Source organism: Klebsiella sp. Shm-1 (assembly GCF_040804525.1).
GTDB lineage: Bacteria > Pseudomonadota > Gammaproteobacteria > Enterobacterales > Enterobacteriaceae > Klebsiella > Klebsiella pneumoniae.
In genome coordinates, this window is record NZ_CP161823.1 from 5205465 (window position 1) to 5216968 (window position 11504).

General features: G+C 52.8%; 12 protein-coding genes. All 12 read left to right on the top strand.

Annotated features, from left to right (window positions below):
* The first annotated feature begins 85 nt into the window (after positions 1–85).
* The gene (gene mioC / locus AB1E37_RS25350) at positions 86–526 is read left to right on the top strand and encodes an FMN-binding protein MioC (RefSeq protein WP_004144988.1); all 441 of its coding nucleotides are present in this window, start codon (positions 86–88) and stop codon (positions 524–526) included.
* A gap of 381 nt (positions 527–907) precedes the next feature.
* Positions 908–2797: a tRNA uridine-5-carboxymethylaminomethyl(34) synthesis enzyme MnmG gene (gene mnmG, locus AB1E37_RS25355; protein ID WP_004144989.1), complete on the top strand. Its 1890-nt coding sequence runs from the start codon at positions 908–910 to the stop codon at positions 2795–2797.
* A gap of 115 nt (positions 2798–2912) precedes the next feature.
* Positions 2913–3536 (top strand): 16S rRNA (guanine(527)-N(7))-methyltransferase RsmG, encoded by a 624-nt coding sequence (gene rsmG / locus AB1E37_RS25360; protein ID WP_004151554.1) that lies wholly within the window; start codon positions 2913–2915, stop codon positions 3534–3536.
* A 616-nt stretch (positions 3537–4152) separates the two neighbouring features.
* A complete protein-coding gene (gene atpI, locus AB1E37_RS25365) occupies positions 4153–4533 on the top strand; it encodes a F0F1 ATP synthase subunit I (RefSeq protein ID WP_032447963.1) in 381 nt (126 codons plus the stop codon).
* Between the two features lie 7 nt (positions 4534–4540).
* Entirely contained in the window at positions 4541–5356 is an 816-nt protein-coding gene (atpB, locus tag AB1E37_RS25370; RefSeq protein ID WP_004173838.1) for a F0F1 ATP synthase subunit A, read from the top strand.
* A 49-nt stretch (positions 5357–5405) separates the two neighbouring features.
* A complete protein-coding gene (atpE, locus tag AB1E37_RS25375; protein ID WP_000429386.1) occupies positions 5406–5645 on the top strand; it encodes a F0F1 ATP synthase subunit C in 240 nt (79 codons plus the stop codon).
* 50 nt (positions 5646–5695) lie between these two features.
* Positions 5696–6166 (top strand): F0F1 ATP synthase subunit B, encoded by a 471-nt coding sequence (atpF, locus tag AB1E37_RS25380; protein ID WP_004107293.1) that lies wholly within the window; start codon positions 5696–5698, stop codon positions 6164–6166.
* Positions 6167–6180: 14 nt separating this feature from the next.
* Positions 6181–6714, top strand: a complete 534-nt coding sequence (gene atpH, locus AB1E37_RS25385) for a F0F1 ATP synthase subunit delta (RefSeq protein WP_004144994.1) — start codon at positions 6181–6183, stop codon at positions 6712–6714.
* 12 nt (positions 6715–6726) lie between these two features.
* Positions 6727–8268, top strand: a complete 1542-nt coding sequence (gene atpA, locus AB1E37_RS25390) for a F0F1 ATP synthase subunit alpha (RefSeq protein ID WP_004144995.1) — start codon at positions 6727–6729, stop codon at positions 8266–8268.
* A gap of 50 nt (positions 8269–8318) precedes the next feature.
* Positions 8319–9182 (top strand): F0F1 ATP synthase subunit gamma, encoded by an 864-nt coding sequence (gene atpG / locus AB1E37_RS25395; RefSeq protein ID WP_004144996.1) that lies wholly within the window; start codon positions 8319–8321, stop codon positions 9180–9182.
* A 26-nt stretch (positions 9183–9208) separates the two neighbouring features.
* Positions 9209–10591 carry a F0F1 ATP synthase subunit beta gene (gene atpD / locus AB1E37_RS25400; RefSeq protein ID WP_004144997.1) on the top strand — a complete coding sequence of 461 codons (1383 nt, stop codon included), beginning with the start codon at positions 9209–9211 and terminating at the stop codon, positions 10589–10591.
* A 20-nt stretch (positions 10592–10611) separates the two neighbouring features.
* Positions 10612–11031, top strand: a complete 420-nt coding sequence (locus AB1E37_RS25405; protein ID WP_001251971.1) for a F0F1 ATP synthase subunit epsilon — start codon at positions 10612–10614, stop codon at positions 11029–11031.
* Positions 11032–11504 lie beyond the last annotated feature (473 nt).

The following is an 11504-nucleotide window of genomic DNA, read 5'->3' on the forward strand; positions in this document are numbered from 1 at the left end:
CCCACATTTTTCCACAGGTAGATCCCAGCTCGCTCACAGCGTACAATACGCCACTCTGAACAGTTGAGCGGGCGATCGGCGATCTATGGCAGACATTACACTTATCAGCGGCAGCACCCTGGGCAGTGCGGAATATGTAGCAGAGCATCTGGCGGAAAAGCTGGAAGAAGCCGGCTATAGCACTGAAATCCAGCACGGTCCGCTGGTGGACGATCTGCAGGCGCAAGGGATCTGGTTAATTATCTCTTCCACCCATGGCGCCGGCGACATTCCCGACAACCTGGTTCCCTTCTATGACGCGCTGCAGGAGAAGCAGGCCGATCTTTCCGCCGTGCGCTTTGGCGCTATAGGGATCGGCAGCCGCGAATACGACACCTTTTGCGGCGCGATCGATAAATTAGAAGCGGCGCTGAAGGCCTGCGGGGCAAAACAGATCGGTGAGACGCTGAAGATCAACGTCCTTGAACACGAAATTCCGGAGGATCCAGCGGAAATCTGGCTGGGATCCTGGAAAAATTTGCTCTGAGAATTGTAAAGATCGTCCGATCTTCTGTGGATAACCATGCTTAAAAGCTTGGATCAACCGGTAGTTATCCAAAGAATAACCGTAGTATGGTTTTTGAGCTGTGCATAACCCTTCATTCTGATCCCAGCTTATACGGACCAGGATCACCGATCATTCACAGATAGTGATCCTTCTTAAGCTTTTGATCTTACTTCGCGGATCCGACTTATCCACAAAGAGAGTCGATCCTAATAAGAGATCACAATAGAACAGATCTCTATATAAAGATCTTCTTTTTAATACTCAGGATCCCGGAGTCTTTCTCGAAAGACGAAAGTTGAGTAGAATCCACGGCCCGGGCTTCAATCCATTTTCATACCGCTTTATGCGAGGCAGACCACCATGTTTTATCAGGATCCTTTTGACGTCATTATCATTGGCGGGGGTCATGCAGGCACTGAGGCCGCAATGGCCGCAGCGCGTATGGGTCAACAAACCCTGCTTTTGACACACAATATCGACACGCTGGGGCAAATGAGTTGCAACCCGGCGATTGGCGGCATTGGGAAAGGACACCTGGTAAAAGAAGTGGATGCGCTCGGCGGTTTGATGGCCAAAGCGATCGATCAGGCGGGTATTCAGTTTAGGATACTAAACGCCAGCAAAGGACCGGCAGTGCGCGCCACCCGCGCCCAGGCTGACCGCGTGCTTTATCGTCAGGCAGTACGTACCGCGCTGGAGAACCAGCCGAACCTGATGATCTTCCAGCAGGCGGTTGAAGATCTGATTGTCGAAAACGATCGCGTCGTGGGCGCCGTCACCCAGATGGGCCTCAAATTCCGCGCTAAAGCGGTAGTGCTGACCGTCGGGACCTTCCTTGACGGCAAAATCCATATTGGTCTGGACAACTACAGCGGCGGCCGCGCCGGCGATCCGCCGTCTATCCCGCTGTCTCGTCGTCTGCGTGAATTGCCTCTGCGCGTAAGTCGTCTGAAAACCGGTACTCCGCCGCGTATTGACGCGCGCACCATCGATTTCAGCGTGCTGGCGCAGCAGCATGGCGATAACCCGATGCCGGTCTTCTCGTTCATGGGATCCGCGGATCAGCATCCGCGCCAGGTACCGTGCTATATCACCCACACTAACGAGAAAACCCACGATGTGATCCGCAATAACCTCGATCGCAGTCCTATGTACGCCGGAGTGATCGAAGGGATCGGACCTCGCTATTGCCCGTCGATCGAAGACAAAGTCATGCGCTTTGCCGATCGCAACCAGCATCAGATCTTCCTCGAGCCGGAAGGACTGACCTCAAACGAAATTTATCCGAACGGTATATCCACCAGCCTACCGTTTGATGTGCAAATGCAAATCGTCCGCTCGATGCAGGGGATGGAGAATGCGCGGATCGTCCGTCCAGGCTACGCTATTGAGTACGATTTCTTCGACCCGCGCGATCTGAAGCCAACGCTTGAGAGCAAATTTATTCAGGGTCTGTTCTTCGCCGGCCAAATCAACGGTACCACCGGTTATGAAGAGGCGGCGGCTCAGGGGCTGCTGGCCGGACTTAACGCCGCCCGCTTCTCTGCGGAAAAAGAGGGCTGGGCGCCGCGTCGCGATCAGGCTTACCTCGGCGTGCTGGTAGATGACCTCTGCACCCTGGGTACCAAAGAACCGTACCGCATGTTTACTTCCCGCGCTGAATATCGTCTGATGCTGCGCGAAGACAACGCCGATTTGCGTCTGACCGAACAGGGGCGCGAGCTGGGTCTGGTGGATGACGAACGCTGGGCGCGCTACAACGAGAAGCTGGAAAGCATCGAACGTGAACGCCAGCGTCTGAAATCCACCTGGGTGAATCCGCAGGCAGAGAGCGCCAACGAAGTGAACGCTCACCTGACCGCGCCGTTGTCGCGTGAAGCTAGCGGCGAAGATCTGCTGCGTCGTCCGGAAATGACCTACGAACAGCTGGTTCAACTCTCGCCATTCACCCCGGGACTGGAAGATCGTCAGGCGGCTGAGCAGGTAGAGATCCAGGTGAAGTATGAGGGCTATATCGCGCGCCAGCAGGATGAGATTGAGAAACAACAGCGCAATGAGAATACCTTGCTGCCAGCGACTCTCGACTACCGCCAGGTCACTGGGCTGTCTAACGAGGTGATTGCCAAACTGAACGACCATAAACCGTCGTCGATAGGGCAGGCGTCACGTATCTCCGGGATCACCCCGGCGGCGATCTCTATTTTGCTGGTTTGGCTGAAAAAGCAGGGGATGCTGCGCCGCAGCGCCTGATTGCGGCTGCCTGCCGCGCTGATTTCCCAGTTGCATAATCAGCGTTCGCCTTTATCATTCATAGCCCGGTAAGCGTTAGCGCCTCCGGGCTCATTATTTTTTGAAGGTACTTACCGTGCTCAACAAACTTTCTCGTCTGCTGGATGAAGCGGGTATTTCGCTCACCGATCACCAGAAAAATCAGCTGGTGGCTTACGTCGGACTGCTCGATAAGTGGAACAAAGCCTATAACCTGACCTCCGTTCGCGATCCGAATGAGATGCTGGTGCGTCATATTCTCGACAGCATCATCGTGGCGCCTTATCTGCAGGGCTCGCGCTTTATCGATGTTGGTACGGGCCCGGGGTTGCCGGGGATCCCGTTGGCCATCGTATGTCCGGAGTCACATTTCACCCTGCTGGACAGCCTTGGCAAGCGCGTGCGCTTCCTGCGTCAGGTGCAGCACGAGCTGAAGCTGGATAACGTCACCCCGGTGCAGAGCCGCGTGGAAGCCTTCCCGGCCGAGCCGCCGTTTGATGGCGTGATAAGCCGCGCTTTCGCATCGCTTAATGATATGGTGAGCTGGTGCCATCATCTGCCTGCAGCGAATGGTCACTTCTATGCGCTCAAAGGGTTAGCGCAAAAAGAAGAAATGGAAAGTCTGCCGGAAGGGTATGACATTGTCGAGGTGATTGAGCTGCATGTTCCTCGGTTGGAAGGGGAGCGGCACCTGGTGGTGATTAAGCCAAAATCGAGTTAATTTTTATCAAAAAATGTGGAAAAAATGTGGCCCGCGCATGTTACAAAAATAAAGGACGTCCCCCGATATTAACGGGCTGCATTTAACCTTGTTTTTACTAAGGCTTTTCTTGCAGTTAACTTAGCGTAAGTGATTCACTGACAAAATAGTCAACTTTGAAAATATCAGGGTGCTAAAAATCGACAATGATGAACAGCATAGTGATGTTAAATTTTTATTATAAATGTCAATAAAAGGTTTTTATTGTATGTGAGGTTGTTTTAGATAATGTCCTCACTTTTTATCTTGAATATCAAAAGCATGAAAAATAGTGTTTTATGTCCTTGATTCATTAAAGGGCGCTTGAAATGTTTATTATGTGATCTGATGCACGCTTTAATTGCCGTGTTTCCTCGTTATTTGCAGTTTTGTATGACCGCTCACAGAACGCTGAAATGCACGGAAAGTTGTCCGTTGGAAAATAATTAAACATTTATTCACTATTTTGCTACTTATTGTTTGAAATCACGGGGCGTCACCGTATAATTTGTCCGCTTTTTGATGCTTGACTCTTCGTCTTAAAGGACGTTTTATACGACACGCGACATACCTCAAAGGGAGCAGGAGTAAAAACGTGATGTCAGTGTCGCTCTTGAGTCGAAACGTTGCTCGCAAGCTTCTGTTTATTCAGTTACTGGCAGTAATGGCAAATGGACTGCTGTTCAGCCTCAAAGACCCCTTCTGGGGCATTTCCGCTGTATGCGGCGGTTTGGCAGTGGCCTTGCCAAATCTGATGTTTATAATTTTTGCCTGGCGTCATCAGGCGCATACACCAGCAAAAGGCCGTGTGGCCTGGACCTTCGCCTTCGGTGAAGCCTTCAAGGTGTTGCTGACCTTCGCCCTTCTGGCGGTGGCGCTGGCCGTTTTAAAAGTGGTATTTTTGCCACTGATCGTGACGTGGGTTTTGGTGCTGGTGGTACAAGTTCTGGCGCCAGCTGTAATTAACAACAAAGGGTAAAGGCATCATGGCTTCAGAAAATATGACGCCGCAGGATTACATAGGACACCATCTGAACAACCTTCAGTTGGACCTGCGTACATTCTCGCTGGTGGATCCGCACAACCACACAGCCACCTTCTGGACGCTCAACATTGACTCCATGTTCTTCTCGGTGGTTCTCGGTCTGCTGTTCCTTGCCATGTTCCGTAGCGTTGCTAAGAAAGCGACCAGCGGCGTACCAGGGAAATTCCAAACCTTCATCGAAATGATCATCGGCTTCGTCCATGGCAGCGTCAAAGACATGTACCATGGCAAGAGCAAGGTTATCGCGCCGCTGGCGCTGACCGTGTTCGTCTGGGTCTTCCTGATGAACCTGATGGACCTCTTGCCTATCGATTTCTTACCTTGGATCGGTGAGCACATACTCGGCCTGCCTGCACTGCGCGTGGTTCCGTCTGCCGACGTGAACATCACCCTGTCGATGGCGCTTGGCGTGTTCATCCTGATTATTTTCTACAGCATCAAAATGAAAGGCGTTGGTGGGTTCGTTAAAGAACTGACCATGCAGCCGTTCAATCACTGGGCGTTCATTCCTGTCAACTTAATCCTTGAAGGGGTAAGCCTGCTGTCCAAACCGGTCTCTCTCGGTCTGCGACTGTTCGGCAACATGTATGCCGGTGAGCTGATTTTCATTCTGATTGCTGGTCTGTTGCCGTGGTGGTCACAGTGGGTTCTGAATGTGCCTTGGGCCATTTTCCACATCCTGATTATTACGCTGCAAGCCTTCATCTTCATGGTTCTGACGATTGTCTATCTGTCGATGGCATCTGAAGAGCATTGATTTTTTACCAACACTACTACGTTTTAACTGAAACAAACTGGAGACTGTCATGGAAAACCTGAATATGGATCTGCTGTACATGGCTGCCGCTGTGATGATGGGTCTGGCGGCAATCGGTGCTGCGATCGGTATCGGCATCCTCGGAGGTAAATTCCTGGAAGGCGCAGCGCGTCAGCCGGATCTGATCCCTCTGCTGCGTACTCAGTTCTTTATCGTTATGGGTCTGGTGGATGCTATCCCGATGATCGCTGTAGGTCTGGGTCTGTACGTGATGTTCGCCGTCGCGTAGTAAGTTGTTAGAAACCTAAGCCACAGAGTTAATTAAAGAGGTATTGTGCTGTGAACATGAACGCAACAATCCTCGGCCAGGCCATCGCGTTTGTTATCTTCGTATGGTTCTGCATGAAATACGTATGGCCGCCTTTAATGGCTGCCATCGAAAAACGCCAGAAAGAGATTTCTGACGGTTTAGCTTCTGCAGAACGCGCTAAGAAAGATTTGGACCTTGCACAGGCCAACGCGACCGACCAGCTGAAAAAAGCGAAAGCGGAAGCCCAGGTAATCATTGAGCAGGCGAACAAGCGCCGCTCTCAGATTCTGGACGAAGCTAAAGCTGAAGCAGAACAGGAACGCACCAAAATCGTTGCACAAGCGCAGGCTGAAATTGATGCTGAGCGTAAACGTGCACGCGAGGAGCTGCGTAAGCAGGTCGCTATCCTGGCTGTTGCTGGCGCCGAGAAGATCATCGAACGTTCCGTGGATGAAGCTGCTAACAGCGACATCGTGGATAAACTTGTCGCTGAACTGTAAGGAGGGAGGGGCTGATGTCTGAATTTGTAACGGTAGCTCGCCCCTACGCCAAAGCAGCTTTTGACTTTGCCGTCGAACACAACAGTGTTGAACGCTGGCAGGATATGCTGGCGTTTGCCGCCGAAGTGACCAAAAACGACCAAATGGCAGAGCTTCTCTCCGGTGCTTTGGCGCCGGAAACGCTCTCAGAAGCGTTTATCGCTATCTGCGGCGAGCAACTCGACGAAAATGGCCAGAACCTGATTAAGGTGATGGCGGAAAATAATCGTCTGAAGGTGCTCCCGGACGTTCTTGAGCAATTCATTCACCTGCGCGCGGCCAGTGAGGCCATCGCAGAGGTAGAAGTAATATCTGCCAACCAACTGAGTGATGAACAGCTTGCCAGGATCGTCAGCGCGATGGAAAAACGTCTGTCACGCAAAGTTAAGCTGAATTGCAAAATCGATAAGTCTGTTATGGCAGGTATTATCATCCGTGCGGGTGATATGGTCATTGATGGCAGCGTACGCGGCCGTCTTGAGCGCCTTGCAGACGTCTTGCAGTCTTAAGGGGACTGGAGCATGCAACTGAATTCCACCGAAATCAGCGAACTGATCAAGCAGCGCATTGCTCAGTTCAATGTTGTGAGCGAAGCTCATAACGAAGGTACTATTGTTTCTGTAAGTGACGGTGTTATCCGCATCCACGGCCTTGCCGAATGTATGCAGGGCGAGATGATCTCCCTGCCGGGTAACCGTTACGCTATCGCACTGAACCTGGAGCGCGACTCCGTAGGTGCGGTGGTAATGGGTCCGTACGCTGACCTCGCCGAAGGCATGAAGGTGAAATGTACTGGCCGTATCCTGGAAGTTCCGGTAGGCCGTGGCCTGCTGGGCCGCGTGGTTAACACCCTGGGCGCGCCAATTGATGGTAAAGGTCCGCTGGAAAACGACGGTTTCTCCGCCGTTGAAGCGATCGCGCCGGGCGTAATCGAACGTCAGTCCGTCGATCAGCCGGTACAGACCGGTTACAAATCCGTTGACGCCATGATCCCAATCGGTCGTGGTCAGCGTGAACTGATCATCGGCGACCGTCAGACCGGTAAAACTGCGCTGGCTATCGATGCCATCATCAACCAGCGTGATTCCGGCATCAAGTGCGTCTATGTCGCTATCGGTCAGAAAGCGTCCACCATCTCTAACGTGGTGCGTAAACTGGAAGAGCACGGCGCGCTGGCTAACACCATCGTAGTGGTAGCGACTGCATCTGAATCTGCTGCACTGCAATACCTGGCGCCATACGCTGGTTGCGCAATGGGCGAATACTTCCGCGACCGCGGTGAAGATGCGCTGATCGTTTACGATGATCTGTCTAAACAGGCTGTTGCTTATCGCCAGATCTCCCTGCTGCTCCGTCGTCCGCCTGGACGTGAAGCGTTCCCGGGCGACGTATTCTACCTCCACTCTCGTCTGCTGGAGCGTGCTGCGCGTGTTAACGCCGAATACGTTGAAGCCTTCACCAAAGGTGAAGTGAAAGGGAAAACCGGTTCTCTGACCGCGCTGCCGATTATCGAAACGCAGGCGGGTGACGTTTCCGCATTCGTTCCGACCAACGTAATCTCTATTACCGATGGTCAGATCTTCCTGGAAACCAACCTGTTTAACGCCGGTATTCGTCCTGCGGTTAACCCGGGTATCTCCGTATCCCGTGTTGGTGGTGCAGCGCAGACCAAGATCATGAAGAAACTGTCCGGTGGTATCCGTACCGCGCTGGCGCAGTATCGTGAACTGGCGGCGTTCTCCCAGTTTGCATCCGACCTTGACGATGCAACCCGCAAACAGCTGGACCACGGTCAGAAAGTGACCGAGCTGCTGAAACAGAAACAGTATGCGCCGATGTCCGTCGCGCAGCAGTCTCTGGTTCTGTTCGCAGCAGAACGTGGTTACCTGGCTGATGTAGAACTGGCGAAAATCGGTAGCTTCGAAGCCGCTCTGCTGGCTTACGTCGACCGTGATCACGCTCCGCTGATGCAAGAGATTAACCAGTCCGGTGGCTATAACGACGAAATCGAAGGCAAGCTGAAAGGCATCCTCGATTCCTTCAAAGCAACCCAGTCCTGGTAACGTCTGGCGGTCTGTCTTAGGGCAGGCCGCAAGGCATTGAGGAGAAGCTCATGGCCGGCGCAAAAGAGATACGTAGTAAGATCGCAAGCGTCCAGAACACGCAAAAGATCACTAAAGCGATGGAGATGGTCGCCGCTTCCAAAATGCGTAAATCGCAGGAGCGCATGGCGGCCAGCCGTCCTTACGCAGATACTATGCGCAAAGTGATTGGTCACCTTGCGAACGGTAATCTGGAATATAAGCACCCTTACCTGGAAGAACGCGACGTTAAGCGCGTGGGCTACCTGGTGGTGTCGACCGACCGTGGTCTGTGCGGCGGCTTGAACATTAACCTGTTCAAGAAACTGCTGGCGGAAATGAAAGCATGGTCCGATAAAGGCGTTCAGTGCGACCTCGCAATGATCGGCTCTAAGGGCGTTTCTTTCTTTAACTCCGTGGGCGGCAACGTGGTTGCACAGGTGACCGGTATGGGGGATAACCCATCCCTGTCCGAACTGATCGGCCCGGTAAAAGTGATGTTGCAGGCCTATGATGAAGGCCGTCTGGACAAGCTGTACGTTGTCAGCAACAAATTTATTAACACCATGTCTCAGGTTCCGACGATCACTCAGCTGCTGCCGTTACCGGCATCAGAAGATGCTGATCTGAAACGTAAATCCTGGGATTACCTGTATGAGCCCGATCCGAAAGCGCTGCTGGATACCCTCCTGCGCCGCTACGTCGAATCTCAGGTTTATCAGGGCGTGGTTGAAAACCTGGCCAGCGAGCAGGCCGCCCGTATGGTGGCGATGAAAGCCGCGACCGATAATGGCGGCAGCCTGATTAAAGAGCTGCAGTTGGTATACAACAAAGCTCGTCAGGCCAGCATTACTCAGGAACTCACCGAGATCGTCTCGGGGGCCGCCGCGGTTTAACCAGGTTATTTCGTAGAGGATTTAAGATGGCTACTGGAAAGATTGTCCAGGTAATCGGCGCCGTGGTCGACGTCGAGTTCCCTCAGGATGCCGTACCACGCGTGTACGAAGCCCTTGAGGTACAGAATGGTAATGAAGTTCTGGTGCTGGAAGTTCAGCAGCAGCTGGGCGGCGGTATCGTACGTACCATCGCCATGGGTTCTTCTGATGGTCTGCGCCGCGGTCTGGATGTAAAAGACCTCGAGCACCCGATCGAAGTCCCGGTAGGTAAAGCAACGCTGGGTCGTATCATGAACGTACTGGGTCAACCGGTTGACATGAAAGGCGACATCGGCGAAGAAGAGCGTTGGGCTATCCACCGCGCGGCACCGTCCTATGAAGAGCTGTCCAGCTCTCAGGAACTGCTGGAAACCGGCATCAAAGTTATCGACCTGATGTGTCCGTTCGCCAAGGGCGGTAAAGTTGGTCTGTTCGGCGGTGCGGGTGTAGGTAAAACTGTAAACATGATGGAGCTGATCCGTAACATCGCGATCGAGCACTCCGGTTACTCTGTGTTTGCGGGCGTAGGTGAGCGTACTCGTGAGGGTAACGACTTCTACCACGAAATGACCGACTCCAACGTTATCGATAAAGTATCCCTGGTGTACGGCCAGATGAACGAGCCGCCGGGAAACCGTCTGCGCGTTGCGCTGACCGGCCTGACCATGGCTGAGAAATTCCGTGACGAAGGTCGTGACGTACTGCTGTTCGTCGATAACATCTATCGTTACACCCTGGCCGGTACTGAAGTATCCGCGCTGCTGGGTCGTATGCCTTCAGCGGTAGGTTATCAGCCGACCCTGGCGGAAGAGATGGGCGTTCTGCAGGAACGTATCACCTCCACCAAAACCGGTTCTATCACCTCCGTACAGGCGGTATACGTACCGGCGGATGACTTAACTGACCCATCCCCAGCCACTACCTTTGCTCACTTAGATGCAACCGTAGTACTGAGCCGTCAGATCGCATCCCTGGGTATCTACCCGGCCGTTGACCCGCTGGATTCCACCAGCCGTCAGCTGGATCCGCTGGTTGTTGGTCAGGAACACTACGACACCGCGCGTGGCGTTCAGTCCATCCTGCAGCGTTATCAGGAACTGAAAGACATTATCGCCATCCTCGGTATGGACGAACTGTCTGAAGAAGACAAACTGGTGGTAGCTCGCGCGCGTAAGATCCAGCGCTTCCTGTCCCAGCCGTTCTTCGTGGCAGAAGTCTTTACCGGTTCTCCGGGCAAATACGTGGCGCTGAAAGACACCATCCGTGGCTTTAAAGGCATCATGGAAGGCGAATACGATCACCTGCCAGAGCAGGCGTTCTACATGGTCGGTTCCATCGACGAAGCCGTGGAAAAAGCCAAAAAACTTTAACGCCTTAATCGGAGGGTGATATGGCAATGACTTACCACCTGGACGTCGTCAGCGCAGAGCAACAAATGTTCTCTGGTCTGGTCGAAAAAATCCAGGTAACGGGTAGCGAAGGTGAACTGGGTATTTACCCGGGCCACGCGCCGCTGCTCACCGCCATTAAGCCTGGTATGATTCGCATCGTTAAACAGCACGGTCATGAAGAGTTTATCTATCTGTCCGGCGGCATTCTTGAAGTGCAGCCTGGCAGCGTGACCGTCCTGGCGGATACCGCAATTCGCGGTCAGGACCTCGACGAAGCGCGAGCGCTGGAAGCGAAACGCAAAGCGGAAGAGCACATTAAGAGCTCTCACGGCGATGTGGATTACGCTCAGGCGTCTGCGGAACTGGCCAAAGCGATCGCTAAACTGCGCGTTATCGAGTTGACCAAAAAAGCGATGTAACACCGGCTTGAACGTAAAAAGCCAGTCTGGGTTCCAGGCTGGCTTTTTTTATTGCCCGCTGCTGACGAGCGGATGAAGTGAAAACAGCATTCACCCTTAATTGTTATTGATTAGTTAAATGATGAGGCGTAAACTCTTTTTTGTGATGTATATCACAAAAAAGAGCGTTATAAACTGCACCTGCGTCAGGAAATCCTCATGAAACTGTTCCATAAAATCATCGCTAAATTTAGCGTCCTGAGCTTCTAAGCTCCGCGCTATCTCGCCCGCTGACACGACGTATCGCCCATCAAAACGACAACACTGGCGATGTGAAACCGGGAAAAGAAGGTCACCTGATAGGTGGCCTTTCGTTTTTTATGGATAGCATCCATCACTTTACCGCCCTCCCCCGCCAGCGACTGGCGAATATTTATCCTGGTTCTTCCCGCTGTGGGTGCTGATAAACGCCTGCCGCTGCGGCTTTATTCAGG